Origin of the sequence: Campylobacter ureolyticus ACS-301-V-Sch3b, assembly GCF_000413435.1 — a bacterium.
GTDB classification, from domain to species: Bacteria; Campylobacterota; Campylobacteria; order Campylobacterales; family Campylobacteraceae; genus Campylobacter_B; species Campylobacter_B ureolyticus_A.
The window spans coordinates 95,126-117,299 of the sequence record NZ_KE340327.1; the positions used below are offsets into that span (position 1 = coordinate 95,126).

The 22,174-nt window shown below is 32.1% G+C and carries 22 protein-coding genes and 2 tRNA genes; 12 read left to right on the forward strand and 12 right to left on the reverse strand.

The features are described 5' to 3' along the window. Window positions 1-7: 7 nt before the first annotated feature. From HMPREF9309_RS05635 to lolA, 6 genes are all read right to left on the reverse strand, one after another. Window positions 8-496 carry a nitrate reductase cytochrome c-type subunit gene (locus tag HMPREF9309_RS05635; protein WP_016646956.1) on the reverse strand — a complete coding sequence of 163 codons (489 nt, stop codon included), beginning with the start codon at window positions 494-496 and terminating at the stop codon, window positions 8-10. Further along, window positions 493-1,275, reverse strand: coding sequence for a quinol dehydrogenase ferredoxin subunit NapH (napH, locus tag HMPREF9309_RS05640; RefSeq protein WP_016646957.1), 783 nt, complete (start codon window positions 1,273-1,275; stop codon window positions 493-495). The genes HMPREF9309_RS05635 and napH overlap by 4 nt, the downstream gene beginning before the upstream one ends. Further along, complete coding sequence (napG, locus tag HMPREF9309_RS05645; protein WP_016646958.1) at window positions 1,275-2,012, reverse strand: ferredoxin-type protein NapG; 738 nt, start codon at window positions 2,010-2,012, stop codon at window positions 1,275-1,277. Before napG ends, napH begins: the two co-directional genes overlap by 1 nt. A gap of 4 nt (window positions 2,013-2,016) precedes the next feature. After that, the gene (gene napA / locus HMPREF9309_RS05650) at window positions 2,017-4,800 is read right to left on the reverse strand and encodes a nitrate reductase catalytic subunit NapA (RefSeq protein WP_016646959.1); all 2,784 of its coding nucleotides are present in this window, start codon (window positions 4,798-4,800) and stop codon (window positions 2,017-2,019) included. Window positions 4,801-4,919: 119 nt separating this feature from the next. Beyond that, window positions 4,920-5,348: a nickel-responsive transcriptional regulator NikR gene (gene nikR, locus HMPREF9309_RS05655; RefSeq protein ID WP_016646960.1), complete on the reverse strand. Its 429-nt coding sequence runs from the start codon at window positions 5,346-5,348 to the stop codon at window positions 4,920-4,922. A 69-nt stretch (window positions 5,349-5,417) separates the two neighbouring features. Continuing rightward, window positions 5,418-5,939 carry a LolA-like outer membrane lipoprotein chaperone gene (gene lolA / locus HMPREF9309_RS05660; protein ID WP_016646961.1) on the reverse strand — a complete coding sequence of 174 codons (522 nt, stop codon included), beginning with the start codon at window positions 5,937-5,939 and terminating at the stop codon, window positions 5,418-5,420. A gap of 87 nt (window positions 5,940-6,026) precedes the next feature. Between lolA and secA the strand changes: the two genes are divergently transcribed. Both secA and HMPREF9309_RS05670 read left to right on the forward strand, forming a co-directional pair. After that, window positions 6,027-8,663 carry a preprotein translocase subunit SecA gene (gene secA, locus HMPREF9309_RS05665; RefSeq protein WP_016646962.1) on the forward strand — a complete coding sequence of 879 codons (2,637 nt, stop codon included), beginning with the start codon at window positions 6,027-6,029 and terminating at the stop codon, window positions 8,661-8,663. A gap of 10 nt (window positions 8,664-8,673) precedes the next feature. Continuing rightward, a complete protein-coding gene (locus tag HMPREF9309_RS05670; protein WP_016646963.1) occupies window positions 8,674-9,864 on the forward strand; it encodes an ABC transporter permease in 1,191 nt (396 codons plus the stop codon). Between the two features lie 9 nt (window positions 9,865-9,873). On the opposite strand, the gene HMPREF9309_RS05675 is transcribed toward HMPREF9309_RS05670, so the two are convergent. Next, window positions 9,874-10,509, reverse strand: a complete 636-nt coding sequence (locus HMPREF9309_RS05675) for a Crp/Fnr family transcriptional regulator (protein ID WP_016646964.1) — start codon at window positions 10,507-10,509, stop codon at window positions 9,874-9,876. 84 nt (window positions 10,510-10,593) lie between these two features. On the opposite strand from HMPREF9309_RS05675, the gene HMPREF9309_RS05680 reads away from it, so the two are divergent. From HMPREF9309_RS05680 to HMPREF9309_RS05710, 7 genes are read left to right on the forward strand one after another with little or no spacing between them, the layout of a single operon-like run. Continuing rightward, window positions 10,594-11,337, forward strand: coding sequence for a class I SAM-dependent methyltransferase (locus tag HMPREF9309_RS05680; protein WP_016646965.1), 744 nt, complete (start codon window positions 10,594-10,596; stop codon window positions 11,335-11,337). 3 nt (window positions 11,338-11,340) lie between these two features. Further along, window positions 11,341-11,979: a cupin domain-containing protein gene (locus HMPREF9309_RS05685; RefSeq protein WP_016646966.1), complete on the forward strand. Its 639-nt coding sequence runs from the start codon at window positions 11,341-11,343 to the stop codon at window positions 11,977-11,979. Window positions 11,980-11,994: 15 nt separating this feature from the next. Next, window positions 11,995-13,860: a TonB-dependent receptor gene (locus tag HMPREF9309_RS05690; protein WP_016646967.1), complete on the forward strand. Its 1,866-nt coding sequence runs from the start codon at window positions 11,995-11,997 to the stop codon at window positions 13,858-13,860. A gap of 10 nt (window positions 13,861-13,870) precedes the next feature. Beyond that, window positions 13,871-14,833 (forward strand): ABC transporter substrate-binding protein, encoded by a 963-nt coding sequence (locus HMPREF9309_RS05695; protein ID WP_016646968.1) that lies wholly within the window; start codon window positions 13,871-13,873, stop codon window positions 14,831-14,833. Next, window positions 14,830-15,636, forward strand: a complete 807-nt coding sequence (locus HMPREF9309_RS05700) for an ABC transporter permease (RefSeq protein WP_016646969.1) — start codon at window positions 14,830-14,832, stop codon at window positions 15,634-15,636. The genes HMPREF9309_RS05695 and HMPREF9309_RS05700 overlap by 4 nt, the downstream gene beginning before the upstream one ends. Further along, window positions 15,633-16,331, forward strand: a complete 699-nt coding sequence (locus HMPREF9309_RS05705; RefSeq protein WP_016646970.1) for an ATP-binding cassette domain-containing protein — start codon at window positions 15,633-15,635, stop codon at window positions 16,329-16,331. The genes HMPREF9309_RS05700 and HMPREF9309_RS05705 overlap by 4 nt, the downstream gene beginning before the upstream one ends. Continuing rightward, on the forward strand, window positions 16,324-17,346 hold the full coding sequence (locus HMPREF9309_RS05710; protein ID WP_016646971.1) for an NnrS family protein: 1,023 nt from the start codon (window positions 16,324-16,326) through the stop codon (window positions 17,344-17,346). Before HMPREF9309_RS05705 ends, HMPREF9309_RS05710 begins: the two co-directional genes overlap by 8 nt. A gap of 106 nt (window positions 17,347-17,452) precedes the next feature. Here the strand turns inward: HMPREF9309_RS05710 and HMPREF9309_RS05715 are convergent. From HMPREF9309_RS05715 to HMPREF9309_RS05730, 4 genes are all read right to left on the reverse strand, one after another. Then, a tRNA-Leu gene (locus tag HMPREF9309_RS05715) sits at window positions 17,453-17,539 on the reverse strand. A gap of 90 nt (window positions 17,540-17,629) precedes the next feature. Continuing rightward, complete coding sequence (locus HMPREF9309_RS05720; RefSeq protein WP_016646972.1) at window positions 17,630-17,926, reverse strand: HU family DNA-binding protein; 297 nt, start codon at window positions 17,924-17,926, stop codon at window positions 17,630-17,632. Window positions 17,927-18,096: 170 nt separating this feature from the next. Beyond that, a complete protein-coding gene (locus HMPREF9309_RS05725; RefSeq protein ID WP_016646973.1) occupies window positions 18,097-18,825 on the reverse strand; it encodes a YaaA family protein in 729 nt (242 codons plus the stop codon). Window positions 18,826-18,904: 79 nt separating this feature from the next. Next, window positions 18,905-18,981: transfer RNA gene (locus tag HMPREF9309_RS05730), tRNA-Arg, on the reverse strand. Between the two features lie 134 nt (window positions 18,982-19,115). Between HMPREF9309_RS05730 and HMPREF9309_RS05735 the strand changes: the two genes are divergently transcribed. From HMPREF9309_RS05735 to HMPREF9309_RS05745, 3 genes are read left to right on the forward strand one after another with little or no spacing between them, the layout of a single operon-like run. Next, window positions 19,116-20,582, forward strand: coding sequence for an acetyl-CoA carboxylase subunit A (locus HMPREF9309_RS05735; protein WP_016646974.1), 1,467 nt, complete (start codon window positions 19,116-19,118; stop codon window positions 20,580-20,582). 4 nt (window positions 20,583-20,586) lie between these two features. Then, window positions 20,587-20,802 (forward strand): hypothetical protein, encoded by a 216-nt coding sequence (locus HMPREF9309_RS05740; RefSeq protein WP_016646975.1) that lies wholly within the window; start codon window positions 20,587-20,589, stop codon window positions 20,800-20,802. Between the two features lie 2 nt (window positions 20,803-20,804). Continuing rightward, the gene (locus HMPREF9309_RS05745) at window positions 20,805-21,536 is read left to right on the forward strand and encodes an arginyltransferase (RefSeq protein ID WP_034907887.1); all 732 of its coding nucleotides are present in this window, start codon (window positions 20,805-20,807) and stop codon (window positions 21,534-21,536) included. A 94-nt stretch (window positions 21,537-21,630) separates the two neighbouring features. Here HMPREF9309_RS05745 and mog read toward each other — a convergent pair whose 3' ends face one another. Beyond that, on the reverse strand, window positions 21,631-22,167 hold the full coding sequence (gene mog / locus HMPREF9309_RS05750; protein ID WP_016646977.1) for a molybdopterin adenylyltransferase: 537 nt from the start codon (window positions 22,165-22,167) through the stop codon (window positions 21,631-21,633). Window positions 22,168-22,174: the final 7 nt, after the last annotated feature.

Here is a 22,174-nt window from a genome sequence, read left to right on the forward strand (position 1 = left end):
TGTCCTTTTACTCAACGCCTTGATTTAGCACATCAAGTAGGTTTGAGCCATGTTTTAAAACTTTGTCTCTAAAAACTGCTTCAAATTTATTATTTACCACAGTTTTTGCATTTGATTGTGGCACGTGACATTGAACGCAGTTGTATCTAGTCATATCAAGTTCTCCGTGCAAATCCTTGCCAGTTCTTAAATCCACAAGATGAGATTTTGGTATGGCAGTTGAGCCAATATCTTTTGCAAACTCAGGCATATGGCAGGTTGTGCACATATTAAGCTCTAGTGTAATTGGCAAAAGTCCATCTAGATCATGTGGTATAAGTGGTGGTGAGTTTTCAAAAGATCTATCAAATCTAGTTGAAGTTCCAGGCGCATCACTGCTGTAGGCAAAATCTTGCAAAACTAAATTCTCTTCGCTCGTTAAACCAGCCTTTCTTAGGCCATCTTGTTGGCTAAAAGCAAAGACAACACAGATGAAAAATAGTATAATTTTTCTCATTTTTTATCCTTTTTTATAATACCGAAATTTAATGCATCGTGGGCGCAAACATCTACGCAACGACCGCAGCTTATACAGCTACTACTAATAAAAAAATCTTTTTTTGAAATATCTTTTAAAATGCCATCTTCTGGGCAAACCTTAATGCAGTCCATGCATTTTGTGCAGTTTTTAAAACTATGTTTTACTCTTATTAGTGAGAGTTTTGAAAGTAGTGCGTAAAATGCACCAAGTGGGCAAATTTTAGAGCAAACTCCTCTTTTTGCTACAAAAAGATCAAAAACAAAAAGCAAAAAAGCAACATTTAAAAAGGTGAAATTTAGATAAATTAATCCCCTTTGAATAACCCCTACAAAACTTATATTTTCAAAAGCTGGCACGCCCAAAACAAAACTAGCTATCAAACTCAAAGCTAAAAAATAGTATCTAAAATTTGCATTTAAGCTCAGATAACCGCCTCTAATTTTAAGTTTTTTTCTTATAAAGTAGGCAAAATCTGTTATGAGATTAACAGGGCAAACCCACGAACAAAAGAGCCTTGGAGCTATCAAACTATAAAATAAAGCAACGATTAAAGCGCCACTTATTGCAACAAATGAAACATTGAAAGTTGCTAGGTAAATTTGAAGCACTGCAAATGGGTCACTTAGTGAAATTTTACCAAATAAAATAGAGCTACTTAAATTTCCCTTTAAAATATTTAAAATTTCTAAATTTCCAAGCATAAAAAGAGCTAAAACCAAAAATTGAACAACTCTTCTAAGATTGTTTATTTTCATTAAAACTCCTCGTTATTTAGATAATCAAGCGCTTTTGTTTTATCAAGCTTTATCTTTGTGTTGGCATCTTTTAGCTTTTTATCGCCATTTTTTTCCCAGCCAATTACATAGTTATCATTCATCTTGCCAAGCACAAACTCTCTTCTAACTACGCTAATAGCAGCTTTTTTAGTAATACAAACTTTCTCGCACATCCCACATCCCGTGCAAATATCGCCATCAACAACTGGAAGTAAAAATGCATGTTTTGCCGTTCTATCATTTCTTTTGTATTCTAGATATAAAGCCCTATCTATAAGCGGACAGGCTCTATAACAGGCATCGCATTGAATTCCAAAGTAGGCAACACAACTTTTCATATCCACAACCGCAACACCAGATCTCATCAAATTTACATCTAGCAAACCATCTTTTTGCAAAGACTTTATATCAAGTGCAGATGTTGGGCAAATAGCAGCACAAGGGATATCTTCACACATATAACATGGAATTTTTCTTGGTATAAAATAGGGCGTTGAAATAGAGGTGTTGTCAAAAATAGTGCTAAGTTTAAGTGTGTCGTATGGACAGGCTTCCACGCAAAGTCCGCACTTTATGCAACTTGCCACAAAGCTTTTTTCATCTTTTGCACCAGGTGGTCTTAAGAAAAATTTAGCTTCTGTGTTTTTAGGAATGCTCCATAAAATCCCGCCAGCACTAAACAGACAAGCTATTTTTAACACCTCTCTTCTTGTCATAAATCTACGCCTTATAAATCTTTACTGCACATTTTTTATAATCAGTTTCGTTTGATAAAGGGCAGGTCGCATCAAGACAAACTTTATTTATAAAGACATTTTCATCAAACCAAGGAACATAGACTAGTCCAACAGGCGGTTTGTTTCGTCCTCTTAAATCAACTCTTGCCTTAACTTTTCCACGCCTACTTTCTATCCAAACTACGTCATTTTGCATCAAATTTAGCTTTCCAGCATCTAACTCGCTCATATAGCACATTGCTTCAGGAACTGCTTTGTAAAGCTCAGGAACTCTCATTGTCATCGTTCCGCTATGCCAATGCTCTAAAACTCTTCCAGTGCATAACCAAAATGGATACTCTTTATTTGGAATCTCAGGTGGATCCATATAAGGGCGGAAGAAAATTTTACCTTTGTTGTTTATATCAACCTTTTCATCATCTTTTGCCTTTGCTAAATCTCCAGCACTTAGTTTTGCACCTTTGTTTCCATAAAATGCAAAATCACTTTGTGGTGCTTCTTTTTTAGCATAAGGATCATAAAGTGTATTAAATCTCCATTGAGTTTCTTTGCCATCAACAACTGGCCATCTCAAGCCCCTAACTTTGTGATATGTATCAAAATCAGCCAAATCATGTCCATGACCTAGTCCAAATTTGCGGTACTCTTCCCAAATTGCTTTTTGAACAAAAAAGCCATATCCTTTAAACTCTTTTCCATCGCTTCCAACTACATTTCTGCTATCGCCATTTACTTCTGAGTTGTCAAACTTGCCCATGATTTTGTCATCTTTGCTAAATTTTTTCCACTCATCATTTGCAAAAAGCACATCAAATAGCGTATCACTTTCTTTGTAGCCCATTTTTTTAGCCTCTTCTAAAACATTTGGAAGAGTGAGTTTTTCATCTATCTTTTTTTCACCCCAAACATCTTTTAAGGTAAATCGTTTTGAAAACTCAAGCATTTGCCAAGTATCACTCATAGCATCGCCTACTGGAATAACTTGCTGGCGCCAATGTTGAGTTCTTCTTTCAGCATTGCCATAAGAACCCCATTTTTCATAAATCATTGCTGTTGGAAGTATTAGATCTGCTACTTTTGCTGAAATTCCAGGATAAACTTCACTTACTACGATAAAATTATCCATCTCTCTTGCTGCTTTTATCCAATGGTTTGCATTTGCGGTATTTTGCCAAGGGTTATTTACCTGCACCCAAGCAAATTTAATTTTGCCATCTTCTAAATCTCTCATAATTTTTACAAAATGTGAGCCATTTTTTGGATTAATAGTGCCATTTGGTAGTTTCCAAATTTTTTCAGTAATAGCTCTGTGTTTTGGATTTGCAACAACCATATCAGCAGGAAGTCTATGACAAAATGTTCCAACCTCTCTTGCTGTTCCGCACGCACTTGGCTGACCTGTTAAAGAAAATGCCCCATTTCCAGGTTTTGCTTGCTTTCCGAGCAGAAAGTGCACCATATAGCTTTGTTCATTTACCCAAGTTCCTCTTGTGTGTTGGTTAAATCCCATAGTCCAAAAGCTAACAACTTTTCTCTGTTTTTCTATATATAAATCAGCTAGTGCCTTAAGTTTTGCTTTAAACTCCTGGGTATCTTCATTTTCATCGCCTTTTGCAATTTTTGCAGTATATTCAAGAGTATATGGAGCAAGCGCTTTTTTAAAATCTTCAAAACTTATCGCCCAGTGTTTTCCAGCTGATTTTGTATTTTTCATCTCTAAAATATCGCCTGATTTATATCCAAGATATTTTAAACTCTCTGCTTCAAAGTCGCTTACAATCTTGCTTTTTTGTTTTGCAGCGGTATCAAGCTCACTTTTTTTGTATTTTGGATGGTTTATATCTTCTCTTAAGCCATAACCAATATCTACAGGTCCTGTTGCAAATGTGCAGTGATTTTTAACAAAATCCATATCTATTAAATCAGGATGATTATAAACAAGCTCTCTTGCGATGTAGTTCCAAATAGCAAGATCAGTTGATGGTCTAAAAATAATCTCAATATCTGCCAAATTTGAAGTTCTAGTTGAATAGGTGCTTAAATTTACAACTCTGACATTTTCTGGATCGCTTAATTTTCTATCGCTTACTCTTGCCCACAAAATTGGGTGCATTTCAGCCATATTTGCACCCCAGCAAACAATAGTATCAGTTAGCTCGATATCATCAAAACAGCCTGATGGTTCATCAATTCCAAAAGTCTGCATAAAGCCAACAACCGCACTTGCCATACAGTGTCTTGCGTTTGGATCGAGGTTATTACTTCTAAATCCACCTTTTATAAGTTTTGAAGCGACATAGCCTTCTTGGATTGTGTATTGACCACTCCCAAAAACACCAATTCCTGTAGGTCCAAGCTCATTATATGTTTTTTTAAACTGCTTTTCCATCTCATCAAAGGCTCTTTGCCAGCTAACAGGGGCAAATTTACCTTTTTTATCAAACTCACCTTTTTCATTCATTCTTAAAAGTGGTTTTGTCAAGCGGTCTTCGCCATACATAATTTTAGCGTTAAAATAACCTTTTATGCAGTTTAAGCCTCTATTTACTGGAGCTTTAGGATCGCCTTTTACAGCTACTATTTTTCCATCTTTTGTAGCTACCATAATCCCGCATCCAGTTCCACAAAACCGACAAACTGCCTTATCCCATCTCCATGATTTTTCAGCTTCGTTTGATTTAGCTGATAAAGAAGATGGAACACTTATGCCAATAGCAGAACAGGCCGAGGCTGCTGCAGCACTTTTGATAAAATCTCTTCTATTCATTGATTAATCCTCCTTGCATTGATTAATTATGATTCTAGTATTTTATCAAAAAAATGTTATTTTGCAATTGATTTAGCTCAATTAATATTTTAATTCTTATATTATTACTTTGTTTATTGTTAGCTTTGAGGAACACCAGCTTTTATTAAATTTGTAAATTTGACACCTTTTAGACCTGAAATTTTGTTTTTAAAATCCTCTATTTTTTTTATATTTCCTCTTAAAACAGAAGTTTCTAAACAGTTGCTATGATCTAAGTGTATGTGGTTTGTGCATATTATATTGACATTTGCATCATGTTCTATTGATATTTTTTTTGTTACTAAATCGGTTTGATGATGATCATAAATTATTGCTAAAACTGCTATTAGTTCAGCATTTTCATCATCTATATTTTTATCTTCCCAAGAATCTTTTACAATTTTTTCTCTTATTAGGTCTCTTACAAATTCACTTCTTGAAGCATATCCTTGAGAATTTATTTTTTCATCAAGACTATTAAGTAAATTTTCAGGTAATGACACACTAAATCTTATTATATTTTCCATAACTATCCTTTTTATAATATTTTTAATATAAAATATAATATAATAATTTCTTTTAAAGTTTTATTAATATTATTTAGTTATAAGATCAAAATTTGCAGGAATTATAGGTGTAAGTAAATTTTCATCGACAAATTCATCTTTTTTAAGATTTTTAAATTTTATTTTTATATGATTATCAAGTTTATCAGTGTAAGAAATTTCATCTAAAAGATCATTTTTAAAATTTAATCTGTACTTAACTCCATCAAATTTTGCCTCATATACATTACTATCTATTTTATTGGCATCTTTTATAATATTCATTAAATTTGGGACATCTTTTAAATTTGTAACTATTGCTTGCTCTAAATCAGGCTCTATAATAACAACTTTTTCGTAATTAAAATATATATCTTTTAAATTTGGAGTTTTGTAAGACCATAAAGCGTTGTTTGTTGTTGAAATAAAATTTCCACTATATTCAATTTTATTTTCATTATTTTGTATAGTTTGTATAAAATCACTTTGTAAAGTTTTAAATTCCAATGGGTTTGCAAAAGCAAAATTTGTTAAAAAAAGCAAAAATGCTGTTAAAAAATAGATTTTTTTCATATTTTGTCCTTAAATTTTTAAAAATTCTAGCTAGTTTAAATTAATATATGTTAAAATGTAAAGTTAAATTATTTGTAAGGTTTATAAATGTCAAAAAATATATTTAGTAAAATTTTTGGAACAAAAAATGATCGTATAGTTAAAACTTATGCAAAAAGAGCAAAAGAGATAAACGCTCTTGAAGAAAAATATGAAAAATTAAGTGACGATGAGTTAAAAGCAAGCTTTAATGCTTTAAAAGATGAAGTTGCAAATGGAAAAAGTTTAGATGAAGTTTTAAACGATACATTTGCAATTACAAGAGAAGCAAGCAAAAGAGTTTTAAATATGCGTCATTTTGATGTGCAGTTAATTGGTGGAATGGTTCTTCATGATGGAAATATTGCTGAGATGAAGACAGGTGAGGGAAAGACTTTAGTTGCAACTTTACCAGTAGTTTTAAATGCAATGACAAAAAAAGGCGTTCATGTAGTAACTGTAAATGACTATTTGGCAAAAAGAGATGCCAGAGATATGGGAGTTTTATACGAGTTTTTAGGTTTTAGCGTAGGAGTTATAGTAAGTGGTGAGTATGATGATGAAAAAAGAAAAGCTGCTTATGACTGCGATATAACCTATGGAACGAATAATGAGTTTGGATTTGACTATCTTAGAGATAATATGAAATTTAGATTTGAAGATAAAGTCCAAAGAGAACATAATTTTGTAATTGTGGATGAAGTTGATAGTATTTTAATAGATGAGGCAAGAACACCTTTAATTATTTCAGGTCCTACAAATAAAACTCTTGATGGATACATAAAAGCAAACGAAGTTGCTTTAAAACTAACCAAAGGAAAACCAGCCCAAACTCCACAAGACAAACCAACAGGAGATTTTATAGTTGATGAGAAAAATAGAACTATTTTACCAACAGAAGAAGGAATTTCAAAAGCTGAAAAGCTTTTTGGGGTTGACAACTTATATAGTCTTGAAAATGCGGTTTTGAGCCATTATTTAGACCAAGCTTTAAAAGCAAATTATCTTTTTGAAAAAGATGTTCATTATGTGGTTAGAGATAACCAAGTTGTTATTGTTGATGAATTTACAGGAAGATTAAGTGAGGGAAGGCGTTTTAGCGAGGGGCTTCACCAGGCTTTAGAGGCAAAAGAGGGTGTTAAAATCCAAGAAGAAAGCCAAACTTTAGCAGATATTACTTTTCAAAACTATTTTAGACTTTATGAAAAAATCGCAGGTATGACAGGAACTGCTCAAACAGAAGCAACCGAATTTAGTCAAATTTATGGACTTGATGTTATATCAATCCCAACAAATGTTCCAGTTATTAGAATAGATCAAAACGATCTTATATATAAAAGTGAAAGAGAAAAATTTAATGCAGTTATTGAAGAGATAAAAAGGGCAAATGCAAAAGGTCAGCCTGTTTTAGTAGGAACTGCTTCAATTGAAAAAAGTGAAGTTTTACATAAACTTTTACAAAACGCAAAAATTCCTCATTCAGTATTAAATGCAAAAAATCACGAAAAAGAAGCTGAAATTATAGCAGACGCTGGTGCAAAAGGAGCTGTAACAGTTGCTACAAATATGGCAGGTCGTGGTGTTGATATCAAAATAAATGATGAAGTAAAAGCTCTTGGAGGATTATATATAATAGGAACTGAAAGACACGAAAGTAGAAGAATTGATAATCAGCTTCGTGGTAGAGCAGGAAGACAAGGAGATCCAGGCGAGAGTAGATTTTTCTTAAGTTTAGAAGATAATTTACTAAGAATTTTTGGAAGTGATAAGATAAAAAATATAATGGAACGCCTTGGTATAAAAGAGGGTGAAAGCATAGAAAGTAGAATGGTTACAAGAGCTGTTGAAAACGCACAAAAAAAGGTTGAAAATCTTCATTTTGAAAGTAGAAAATATGTTCTTGAATATGATGATGTGGCAAATGAGCAAAGAAAAACGATTTATGTTTATAGAAATGAGCTTTTAGATCCAAATTATGATTTAAGTGAAAAAATTAACTCAAATAGAGTTGAATATGTTGATTATCTCTTTGAAAATGCTGAAATTTTTGATGGAATGGATAAAGATGATATAAACTACGAGCCTTTAATAGCTACTTTAAGAAATGAAATTGGTGAAAACTTTACTAGTGAAGAATTAAAAGAATTTTCAAGCGTAAACGAGGCAAAAGATTATATTGTTAAAAAATTAAAAGATGCGTATGATGAGAGAATGAAAGTTATAGATGATGAGCAAAAAAAGGCAATTGAAAAACAAATTTATCTTCAAGTTGTAGATAGAGATTGGAGAGAGCATCTTTATCAAATGGATATTTTAAAAACAGGAATTGGACTTCGTGGATATAATCAAAAAGATCCATTAACCGAATATAAAAAAGAAAGTTACAATCTTTTCTTAGAGCTTGTTTTAAGACTAAAAACCGATAGCATAAGAGCTTTGCAAGGCATTAGATTTAAAACAAAAGAAGAAATTGAAGCAGAAGAAAGAGCAAGAGAACTAGCTCAACAAAGAGCTATGGCTGAGCTTCAAAGAGCTATGAAAACAAACAAAGAAGCTGAAAATGCCAATGATCAACCTTTGCCAAATACTCCAATAAGAGTTCCTAAAAAACCAAGGAGAAATGAGCCTTGCCCTTGCGGAAGTGGTAAAAAATATAAAGATTGTTGTGGAAAAAGTGGTCCTAAAAAAGGTGAGTTTGCAAAATAGGGCTCTTTAAGTGGTAAAATATCTTATTTTTAAATATCTTAGATTTGACAAAAGTCAGCCATTTATTACGCTTTGCGCTATTTTAGCTTTTTTAGGTGTTGGAGTTGGACTAATGGTTTTAATAGTCGCCATGGCCATAATGAATGGTTTTGATAAAGAGTTTGAGAGAAAACTCTTTACCATGAATTATCCATTAACTATATTTAGTCATTTTAAAGGTGGCATTACAAATAACGATGTAAATAATTTAAAAAAGGCTTTTCCAGATATTAAATTTAGCCCTTATATTTCATCGCAAGTTATCGTAAAATCTGATAATAAACTAGAAGGCGCAATGATATTTGGCGTTAATATAGATGATGAAAAAGAGATAAACTCTGTTGTAAAAGATGGTATTAAAGATGCAAATTTAAGTGGCTTTGGTATTATGATAGGAAGTGGATTAAAAGATGAGTTTTATCTAAAAAATGGTGATAAAACAACTATTATTTTCACAAAAACAGATCCAGGTGGATTTAGTATGATACCAAAGATGAAACGCTTTGAAGTTAGGGCTGATTTTACTTCTGGACTTATTGCCTATGATAAAGCTTATCTATATTCTGATATTTATGATTTAGCTAAAATTTTAGGAGATCAAAATGGCGGGTTTGATGGAATTCACATATATTCAAAAGAGCCGTTTAAAGATAAAGATCGTATTAAAGAAGTTCTTCCAGATACTATGCATATAGTTGGATGGTGGGAGCAAAATGGAAACTTTTTTTCAGCTTTAGCCTTAGAAAAAAGAGCTTTATTTATAGTCTTAATGCTTATTATTTTAGTTGCCAGCTTAAATATCGTAAGTTCACTTTTAATGACAGTTATGAACCGCCGTCAAGAAATTGCACTTTTATTAAGCCTTGGCACAACGAAAAAAGAGATTAAAAATACATTTTTTGGACTTGGAATGGTGATTGGTGGTGGAGGGATTATCTTTGGTCTTATCTTAGGCTTGCTTGGTATTTGGCTGCTTGGAAGCTTTGATATAGTAAATTTACCAGCAGATGTCTATGGAAGCTCAAAATTACCACTTGAATTATCAAGTTTAGATCTTTTTATGATAGTAGTTGGAGCTATTTTCATAGTGGTTGTTTCATCATATTATCCAGCTAAAAAAGCTACAAAAATCGATGTTTTGCAAACTTTAAGAAATGAATAGCTTTGAAATTTAACTCTCATTAAGCCAAATTTCTCTATTTTTTATCTTTATAATACCCTCTTTTTCCATGAGATAAAACTCTCTTGAAAGTGCAGATCTATTGCAAGATAGGTATTTTGCTAGGTCTTCTTGATTGAAAATGGGTTTTATCAAATTTGAACCAGTTTTCTCCCTTTCGCTGTTTAAAAAGAGTAAAATCCTCTCTCTAAGATGTGTTTTCGAGTAGATATTTAGCTTAAATGAGAGATGACTCATAAATTTATTTAGATCTTTTATTAGGTTTTGCATAAAGATAGTTTTGTGTTGGCAGTTTCTTTTATTTTCATCAAAAATTGTCCCAATATCCATAGAGATCAAAGTAGATTTTCTCTTTGTCCTTAAAAACCGCTTATCACTTTTGCCAAAGTCATAGACCAAACTATCCCCAGCCATAAGCCTATCGTCAATTATCTCCCTTTTTTCCAAAGAGATGATATCAACAACGCCATCTTTTAGAAGCAGTGCCTTAAAGCCTTGGCTTAGATCATACAAATAGATATTTTTATCAAAAGTAAAAATTCTATACTCTATGCAATTTAGGATTTTTTTGATCTCATTTTCATCAATTCCAGTAAATAGAGAGGAATTTTTAAAAAATTCTATCATATTTTAGCCTTTTGTTGCTATAGCAACTAATAATTGTTATCAAGTTTATTATAATTATACCAAATTTAATTTGAAAGGATAGAGATGAGTAGTAGAATTTTGGGTCATACTTTTATGAAAAATTTAGGCAGAACCAAACTTAGACCAGGTGGCGGAGTTACTACAAAGTGGCTTTTAAATGAGGCAAACATTCAGCCAAGCAGCAAAATTTTAGAAGTAGGCTGCAACCACGCAGACAACATAATTGGCATATATAATGAGTATAAGTGCGATGTAAAGGCCATAGATTTGGACGATGAAGCGTTGCAGGAGTGCAGACAAAACTTAAATTTATTGGGCTTTGAAAAGGAGATTGAAGTTTTTAATATGGACGCTAAAGATCTAAAATTTCCAGATGCGACCTTTGATATCGTCATCAATGAAGCAATGCTTACTATGTTAAATCCAAACGACAAAAAAAGAGCTGTTTTGGAATATCACAGAGTTTTAAAGCAAGACGGACTTTTGCTAACTCACGACATCGCAATAGTAGATAGTTCTATAAAAAAAGAGCTCTCACAAGCTGTCAATATAAACACCTATCCACTTACAAAAGAGGATTGGTTTTCGTTGTTTGAGTCAAATGGTTTTAAGGTGCAAAGTTTTAAAATGGGTAGGTTTCTTTTGCTAGATAAAGAGACAATTATCAAAGATGAGGGTGCCATAAATGCTGCTAAGTTTTATAAAAATGCACAAAAAGAGGAGAACAAAGAGCAGTTTTCCAAAATGCTAAAAGCTACAAGCAACAAGAGCATAAACTACATAGCAATTGTTTCAAAAAAGATATAAAGTATGAGAAATTTAGCTATTGGCAAAAAAATTAGCCTAACAAAACAGCTGCCTCATGTAAAGCACCAAACTATCTCTAAAAGACTTAGCTCCAAATTTGATATCTCTCTTTTTTATATGGATGAAAAGACAGATATTAGCACAGAGCTCTATTTTGAGTATAAATTTTATCTCATCTTAGAGGGCGAGGTTTTGATAGCAAAAAAGCGCCTTAAGGTTGGCGATAGTTTGGTCTGTCTTCCTATGGAGCCATTTTGTATAGAGGCTATCAAAGAGACTATTTTTTTAGAAATTACGATAAATTTAACGGAGGAAAAGATGAAAAATTTAGAAAAAGGTAGAGTCATTGAACTTAAAAATATGATTGATTATGTAGATGGCGCCATCTCAAATTTGGATATTGCTAGCACAAAAAATATGAAAATGATGCTTATGTCTTTTGACGCCAATGAGGGACTAAAGCCTCACTCTGCGCCAGGAGATGCATTGGTTGTGCCTTTGGAGGGCAGAGCCAAAGTTATGGTTGGGGATGAGGAGTTTGAGATAGGAGAGCAAGAGCAAATCGTGTTTCCTAAAAATATCAAACACAATGTAACAGCCATAACGAAATTTAAGATGATGTTAGTTTTGGTTATAGACTAAATTATGAGTTTAGCTATGAAAAGAGCAGTTTTACTATCACTAACGCTTAGTTCTATTTTGATGGCTGAGAATTTAGCCAGCACAACTCAAGTTGGCCCGTTAAAGAGCTTTTCGCCGCCAAAGCCCATAGCGCCAAATATAGCGCAAGGTTATATGGTGGAAAATCAATTTGATCGTCCAAATCGCCAAGACTATTTTTCCACTTCAAGTTTGGTTTATAGAAATTTAGATAAGTTTCATATAAGTTCGGGAGTTTATGGAAAAAGTTTTTACAATTCAGCGCTTTTTAAATACCGCGGTGGCAACTTCTATACAAATTTAAACATCAACCATACAAAGGCAAATAGCTACAAAGATGGCGGCGGCAACAGAGTTTGGTTTGGATATGAGAGATTTAATCAAGCTGTTATTTTAGGCTATCTACCAAATGAGTTTTTGGAGCATAGGTTGGTTTTTATACATGATAATATCGATGATGACAAACAGCCGCACAACCCAGCAGACGCCATCAAAACAGAAAGATATATCACCAAATTTAAGACAAGAGTTGGCGAGCAGGATTTAAGCAATACAGTTCTTTTTGACTTAAGCCATATTCATCTAAAAAGAGAGTCCAACAACTTTTCTTTAAGAAAGGCAGCTAAAAATAAAGTTTTTGTTGATGTAGGACGCGATATTTATGAATTTTTACTTAGTTATGAGAGAGATTTAGATAGTTTTCACAACAGTTTTGGAGGCAGCTTTGCCTATGATGATCACATCGCAAAAAGATATCTAAAGACTCCAAATAGGGATGTTTTAAATGGATATCGCTTTCCAGATGTTGTGCAAAAAACATATAAAATTTACAACTCTACAAGCTATGAGCCAAGCCAAAATCATAAGTTTTCTTTAGGTTTTGAATATATCCACAACGACGCTAAGGCAAAGAAATTTGACGCAATGATACCAAATCCCAGAGTTAGTGGCACTTTTTTTCCAAGCCCAAAGGCTTTATGGAGACAAACTTATGGAGTTGATTTTGATGGTAGCATAAAACAAAATCTCTTTAACGTGAAATTTAAATATGATTTTAGGCCTTTGAATTTGGAAAGCTATAGTGTTGAGTTAGCTAGGATTTCAAGACTTCCTAGCAATCCAGAGAGATTTTCAGCGCTTTTTGCTCCAGCAATGCCACAAAACTCCAAGATTAGCAATCCGCACTTAGAGCCTGAGATTCACAACTTCATCAAATTTAGCTTCGATGTCAAAAGTAAATTTTATAAAAGTTATTTAGACTCATTAAATAGAGTTGGACTAAACTTTGGCGGATACGTTATGGCAGACAAGGTAAAGGACTTGATTATTTTTGATAGAGCAAGAGGTCAGAGCGGAGTTGTTGCCAAAAATGGCGGTATCGTTACTAGAAATGTTGATGCGACCATATATAGTACAAACTTATATACAAAGTTAAATTTCACTCCAAATTTTGCCACTTCACTAAATCTTACTTATAAATATGGACAAAACGATGATGACAAAAGAGCGCTCTATCAAATCCGCCCCTTTGAAGCGCTTTTAAATTTGGATTATATGGATTATACAACTTTTGGTAGCTACAATATAGGCTCTGCTATTAGATATGTTGCAAAGCAAAATAGAGGCGATTTTGACAAAAAAACAGGGCTTGGGATTGATAGCAAAAATAGCGATTTTACCACTCTTGATCTCTACGCCGGAGTTAATGTCAAAGATAAATTTGGCCTTAGGTTGGGCGTAAATAATCTCTTTGATAGAGAGTATGCTGAGTTTATTACAGGTGAGCATGTTGAGGCTTTGGATAGTGCGACTATAAATGCTCCAGGAAGAGTCTTTTATATGAGTTTTCACGCAAGTTTTTAAAGGATATTTTATGAAAAGAAGAGAGTTTTTAACCACTAGTTCGGCTTTGATGGCAACTATGTTTGCACCAAATTTATTTGCCAAAGAGAGTTTTACTATTTATGGTGCACCTGCACTTCCAAGCATAGTTATAGCGGTTGGGCTTTTGCAAGGCAAGATAAATAGAGAAGTTAGTACAAGCTTAGAAATTTGGAAAAACCCAGATCAACTTAGAGCAGGCGTTGCAAGCGGTAAATTTAAAGTGATGATGAGCCCTTCAAATGTAGCTGTAAATTTAAGAAATCAAGGGCAAAATGTCGCGATGTTTAACAACCTAACAAATGGCATAAATAGTCTTATGGTAAAAGACAAGAGTGTAAAAGCTCCAGAGGATCTGATCGGCAAAAAGCTCATAATGCCCTTTAAAAACGATATGCCAGATATTGTCTTTAGGGCGCTTTTTAGAAAGTTAAATATCGATATCTCCAAGATAGATATCTCTTATACAGCGACGCCACCAGAGGCTGTTACGCACTTTTTGACAAAAGATTATGATGCGACTTTTTTGCCAGAACCAATGGCAAGTGTAACTATTCTTAGAGGTAAGCAGAGAGGCCTTTCCATCTACAAAGCATTTGATTTTCTGGATTTTTGGGGTGAAGCCTTTAAGACAAAGCCGCTAATTCCGCAAGCAGGCATTATTGTAGATGTGGATTATTATGATAAAAACAGAGCTCTGTTTGATATCTTGCAAAGCGACTTGGAAGATGCGCTAAAGTGGATTATGAGTAACAAACAAAGCGCTGCAAACATTGGCTCAAATTACCTACCAGCGCCTATTCCAGCGATTGCTCAAAGCTTAGAAAGTGCAAATTTAAGTGTAACTAGAGCAAGAGATATCAAAGATGAAGCGATGAAATTTTTTGAAATCATCATGGAGTTCAATCCAAAGCTAATCGGCTCAAAACTGCCAGATAAGAGCTTTTTTATATGATAAAAATAGATGGCATAGCAAAAGATCGCCATCCAATTATAAGGGTATTTGACTATCTTTATAGCGGATTTTTAAGTATCGGAGTTATTTTTGTCTTGATAGGGGTTTGGAAGTTTGTTAGCTTAAATTTAAATGAATTTTTACTTCCAAGTCCCGAAAAGGCATTTAAAAGAGCCTATTTTCTTATCTTAAATTTCAAAGAAAATGAGATAGATGTGACATTTTATCGTTTTTTCTTGGGATTTTTTATCTCATCGATAATTGGCATAACTCTTGGCTTAATTGCAGGTTGCTTTAAAACTATGAGAGTCTTTTTAAGACCAATAATCTCTATTTTGCTCTCAATGCCACCAATTGTTTGGATAGTAATGGCACTTTTTTGGTTTGGGTTTGGCGATGTTAGCACGCTTTTTACAACTATTTTGGTAACAACGCCACTAACATTTGCAAACACACTTTTGGGCGTTGTTAGCATAAGCAAAGAGAGCGCTGAAGTCTTTAAGGCTTATAAATTGGGCTTTTTAAAAAAGCTTAAGTTTCTCTATGTGCCACATCTTTTGCCATACATTTTGTCTAGTTTAAGCCTTGCTGTTGCTGTTGCTGTTAAGATAACAATTATGGCAGAACTTTTGGGCTCAAATAGCGGCATAGGGGCGAAGATAGCCGATGCAAGAGTTATGCTAGATAGTGTAGATACAATGGCATTTGTCCTAATAATCCTACTCTTTAGCGCCTTTATCGAGTATCTAGTTATTAAGCCACTCTCAATAATCCTAATACCGTGGCAAAAAGAGCTAAAATGAAGATGATTGAAGTTAGAAATTTAAGATATGATATTTTAAATGAAATAATTATAAAAGATTTTAATTTTCAAATGAAAAGTGGAGAAATTTATACTCTTTTTGGAGCTTCAGGTTGTGGAAAGACGACGCTTTTAAGGCTAATTAGCCAGTTAGAAAAGCCTAAAAAAGGTGAGATAATAAACCAATTTGAAAAAACCACCTATCTTTTTCAAGAAAATCGCCTCTTAAACAACTTAAATGTTTTAGAAAATATCAGATTGTGTGCAAGCGATGTTGGTGATGATGAGATATATTATCACTTAAAAATGGTCGGTTTTCAAAAAAGAGATCTTTACAAATATCCAAATGAGTTAAGTGGCGGCATGGCAAAAAGAGTTGCTTTTATGAGAGCATATCTATCAAAGCCTGATTTAATGCTTCTTGATGAGCCATTTAGCGGACTTGATATGGACTTAAAAAATTTGCTAGTAAATTTAATAATCCAAAAAGTAGAGAAAAAAGAGCTATCTTGCATTTTGGTAACTCATGATAGGTATGAAGCTGTTTTGCTTAGCCATAAAATCAACTTTTTGACCAAAAAAGGAATGAAAGTTTATAAAATTTTAGAGATTGAGCAAAGTCTTAAAAACAGAGAGATGACTTTTATACAAAACGTTATCAATAGCGAATTTAAGGAAACAATCTACTATGACTAGATATTTTAATAACTCAATGAGACTATTTTATATCTCATCTTGCGTTGCTATGATGCTAGGGGTCTGTTTTGCCTTGGCAAAGATGGATATCTATAAATTTATCTTTTTGCATATTGCACCAGCTTTTGCATATAGCGGCTTTTTGCTAACTGCCTTAAAGTCGTGGCATAACTACACAAAATCCCTATTTTTAGTGAAAATAACCTTTTATTTTGCCATTTTGTTAGCTTTGTTTTTATCTTTTTTTGCACTTAATTTATCATATTTGTTACTTGGAGTCTTTTGGCTTAGTTTTGCTATTGTTGCACTATTTTTGATGATAAGAGATGGCAATTTAGCAAACATTAGCATAGCTTTTAGCCTTTTTAGCTTTTTTTTGGTTGAAGTTTTGCTCTTTTTAAACTATGATGAGAAATTTAGTGAGCTTTTTTTACATTTAAACTTAATTTTACTTTTGATTGTTGGCTTTAAGATTAGCTTAGTCATCGCAAACAAGGCATTAAAAGAGATAAAAGATGCAGTTTTTATACCAAACTTTATCGATAAAAACCTAGCTATCTTTTTTATCTTTTTATATATGATAGCTTTTTTATATGACAAAAGTGTTTCAGGCTATTTTGCCATAGCTGTTGGACTGGTTGTTTTTGCCAAATTGCGTGAGCTTTTTTATCTCATTTTACTTAAAAAGGCATATGTTTTTATCTATTTTTTAATAACACTTTTTATGGCGATAGGTTACTTTGGGCTTGGAGTTTGTGAGCTGTTTTTGGCTAACTTTAGAGTGTGGATGATAGATTTTTTATATCTCTCATCAGTTGTGGCTATGCTTCTTTTTATCTTTAATGTCACCTCTCTTTTGCATAGTAAAGAAGAGTTAAGCTTTACAAACTCAACTAAATTTAGCTTTTTAGCTCTCTTTTTGAGCGCTATCTTGGGAAACTTTTTATACCTACAAGCTCTCTTGCTTATTACAAGCCTACTTATCTGCATAACAAACCTTAAAAATATTAAATGAAAGCAGAAGTTGTATTGGTAAGAGCAGTTTTATTAAATCAAAATTGTATAACTAACTGTATAACTAAAAATCAGATAGCTAAATTTAAGTGAATATCGTTAAAAAGTGGTGCCCGAGGCCGGAATTGAACCGGCACGGAGTTGCCTCCGCCAGATTTTGAGTCTGGTGCGTCTACCAATTTCACCACTCGGGCATTTAAAAGGCACCATTGTATCAAAAAATATTTTAAAGATTATTTAAAATGTAGAAAAAAGGATGCCAAATTTAAGGCATCCTAAAAAAATTATTTTTTCTTTGCTTTTTTAGAAGCAGCAACTGCATCTTTAAGTTGTTTACCAACTTTGAATTTAACAACATTTGTAGCTGGTGATTTGTAAGTTTTGTTAGTTCCAGGAACTTTACCTTCTCTTGCAGCTCTAACAGCAACATCAAAAGATCCAAAGCCTATAAAGCTTATTGAATCACCTTTTACTAAGCACTCTTTAATACCTTCAAGTATTGCATCAAGTGCAATTGAAGTATCTTTTTTTGTCATATCTGCTTTTTTAGCAACTAAATCAATAAATTCTGCTTTTTTCATAGAATTATCCTTTTAATAAGATGTTTTGTAAGAACCATTTTACAATACTTTTATAAAAAAAACAATGTTTTTTTATCTAAATTTGCACTTTATAGGCAAATTTGAGTGAATTTAAGGCAATATTTGTGTTATTTTTATCTAAATACGGTTTTTATAAGCTTAAATATAGCTTAGTTTTTAATTTCAAAAATAAATTCTTGTTTGTTTTTTATCTCTTGAATTTCTAATAAAATCAACTCATTTATATTTATATTTTTAAACTCATCAACACTTTTAATATTATTTTTTGCCATTTCTTTTAAGATTAAACCTCGGTAATGCTTTGCATAATGGCTTACAACTTTGCCATTTTTTATAAATTTAAGTGTAAAAAAAGGTTTTTTTATAGTGTAAAATTTCTCATAAAACGAAGCTCTTAAATCTAAAATTTCATCATCTTTTAGATATTCGTCTAAATTACTTGAAAAGTTATCTTTATAAAATTTTTCAATGTTTAAATTTGGTAATTTTGCACCTTGTTTTAGCTTATAGTCGGGTAAAATATCGCTAGCTTTTATAATGCCAAACAAATTTGAAAAAATTAACACATTTTCATCAATATAATGTTTATTTTCTAAATTTTCATAATCAAGCGATTTATATGCAACTCCGCTATATCTTAAAATAGCTTTTATTCCATTTTTTTCTTTAAATGAGCTTTTATAATGCTTTATCAAATTTTCATCTTTTAAGCCAAAAAATTGAGATAATTCATTGATATTTAAAGAATTTATATAATTTTCATATTTTTCTAAAACAAATTTTCTTTTATCATTTAAATTTGGAAAAATAAAATTTCCAACACTCTGGCTTCCTTTTTTTTGGTTTTTTGACTCACTTGGTGAAAATAAGATTTTCATTATGTTTCCTTATATAGTGATTTAATTTTGAAATTTATAAGTCTTTAAAAGTGCATTCAATGGGGTTTTACTAATAAAATGGTACGCCCTAGAAGATTCGAACCTCTGACCTTTTGAACCGCAATCAAATGCTCTATCCAGCTGAGCTAAGGGCGCACAAATAATTAAAAGAGTTTGTATTTTACACAATCTTAACTTAAAATAAGCAAAATTCAGAAAAATCACTAAATTTATCATATTTTTAATCTTTTTTTACTAATATATAGTGTCAAATTTAAAAAGGTTGGATTATGATACATAAAATTCTTATTGCAAACCGTGGAGAGATAGCTGTTAGAGTTATTAGAGCATGTAGAGATTTACATATTAAAAGTGTTGCTATTTATACAAAGCCTGATTTTTCATCATTACACGTAAGGATAGCCTCAGAGGCTTATGAAGTTGGCGAGCATCCACTTGAGGGATATTTAGATCCTCAAAGGATAGTTGAAGTTGCAAAACACTGTGGTGCAGATGCGATACATCCAGGATATGGTTTTTTAAGTGAAAACTATGAATTTGCAAAAGCTGTTGAAGATGCGGGACTTATTTTTATTGGACCAAAGCCAGATATTATTAGAAAAATGGGTAATAAAAACATAGCTAGATATTTAATGAAAAAAAATGGTATTCCAGTTGTGCCAGGTACTGAAAAGTTAAACAATGAAAATATTGAAACCATAAAAAGATATGCTCAACAAATAGGCTATCCAGTTATTTTAAAAGCAAGCGGTGGCGGTGGTGGAAGAGGTATTAGAGAGGTTCATAAAGAAGAGGATTTAGAAAGACTTTTAGAAGATTGTAAAAGAGAGGCAAAAGCATTTTTTAATAGTGATGAAGTTTTTATGGAAAAACTTATCATAAACCCTCGCCATATTGAGTTTCAAATTTTAGGTGATAATTATGGCAACATAATTCATTTAATGGAAAGAGATTGTTCTATTCAGCGTCGTCATCAAAAAATAATAGAAGTTGCACCAAGTCCAACAGTAAGTGAAAATTTAAGAAAAACTATGGGTGTTACAGCAGTTGCTGCTGCAAAAGCTGTAAATTATACAAATGTTGGAACTGTTGAGTTTTTATTAGATGATTATAATAATTTCTATTTTATGGAGATGAATACTAGAATTCAAGTAGAACACGGCATAACAGAAGAAATTACCGGGGTTGATCTTATAGTAAGACAGATAAGGGCTGCAGCTGGTGAGATACTTGATCTTGAGCAAAGTGATATAAAAGCTCAAGGATTTTGTATAGAGGCTAGAATTGTAGCAGAGGATGCCTCAAAAAACTTTACTCCAGCTCTTGGAAAAGTAACTGGATATTATCCTGCCTTGGGACCTTCTGTTAGGGTTGATAGTCATTTATATAGAGATTACAATATTCCTCCTTATTATGATTCGCTTTTGGCAAAACTTATTGTAAGTGGTACAAGTTTTGATTTGGTTGTTAATAAATTTGAAAGAGCTTTGGATGAATTTAGTATAGAAGGCGTTACAACAACACTTCCTTTACTTCTTGCAATTAGTCAAAGTAGAGAGTTTAGAAGAGGATTTTTTGATACATCATACACTGATAAAAATCTTCCAATGCTTTTAGAAAAAATGCAAATTTATAAAAATAAAAAGAACAAGTTTAAAAAAGAAGATGACTTAAGTATGGTTATAATTGAGGCTGTTAAGCGTTTTGAAGAGGATTTAAAAGAAGAGGAAAAATAAAAATATGAATGATTTTTTTGATGATTTAAAAAATATAAAAAAAGATATGCTTAAAAATGAAGCTTTTAAACAAAATGCAAAAGAAACAGCAGAAAAAATAAAATCAGAAGATGATGAATTTAAAGTTGAATTTGATAAAGAAAGCATTAAACAAAGAGTCAAAAGACTTCAAAATGAGTTTTTAGAATATACAAAAGATGAAAATATAAAAAAGATTTAAATTTGATAAATATCACTCCTTTTTGCTCTTTAGAAAGCTTATGTCCATATTTGGGAGATAGACCTAGTAGGACTGAGTATTTGTACATTAAAGGGTGTAATAAATCTCTTAATTCAATTTTAGTAAAGCGTGGATATAGGCGATTTGGAAGATATTTTCAAAAACCAATTTGTGCAAATTGCAATGAGTGCATAAGTGTTAGAGTAGATGCTTTTAAATTTAAGCCAAGCAAAAGCCAAAGAAGGGTGATAAGAAAAAATCAACATATAAGATTTTCTTATCACACGCCTTTTGCAGATGAGGAAAGAGTGGAGCTTTTCAAAAAATTTCACAAATTTAAAAGCCTTCAAAGAGAGTGGAAATATTATGATATAGATGTTTATAAATATTATGATTTATACATTTTAGGATATTTGGATTTTGGCAAGGAAATATCATATTATGATGAAAATGGTAAGCTCATCTGTGTGGATTTAGTTGATGTGACAGATGATGGGTTGAGCTCAGTTTATTGTTATTACGATCCAGAATATTTAAATTTAAGTCTTGGTAAATTTTCACTATTAAATGAGATAGAAATAGCTAAAAAACTAAATTTAAGGTGGATTTATCTAGGATATTATGTAAAAAATTGTCAAAGTTTAGAGTATAAAAAGGACTTTTTACCACAAGAAAAATTAAAAGAATATGTAGATTTTGACAAAGAGACAATTTGGGAAGAGTTTAAAATTTAAAATATTTTTTTATATAATAAATTTTTAGAAATGTTAGTATTTGAAATTTTAATTTAAAAATAAATAGTAAGTTTTTTAAGCTTACTATTTAGTATTATTTTTTAATTGCACTTTTTGGTCGAAAAACTTTCATTTTTGACTCATCTGTTTTTATATAATTTCCACCTATTAAATCAACGCAGTATGGAATAGCAGGAAAAACAGGCTCTAAGCACTCTTTTATCGCCTTTGGCTGACCTGGAAGATTTAAAATAAAACTTCTGTTTCTTACTCCTGCTGTTTGTCTTGAAAGTATTGCTGTTGGGACAAATTTTAAACTTTCCATTCTCATTAATTCTCCAAAACCAGGCAGTATTTTATCACAAATCGCTTCTGTTGCCTCAGGTGTAACATCTCTTAAGGCTGGACCAGTGCCACCTGTTGTAAAAATTAAATCACAATTTAACTTATCACAAAATTTAATCAAATTTGATTTTATCAACTCAAAATCATCAGGTATGACTTCATAAAAAAACTCAATCTCATTAGTTATCCACTCTTGTAAAATTTCTTTTATGGCATTTCCTGAGATATCTTTATATTCGCCTTTGCTAGCTCTATCACTAAGAGTTAAAATTCCTACTCTTATCATTTTTTTC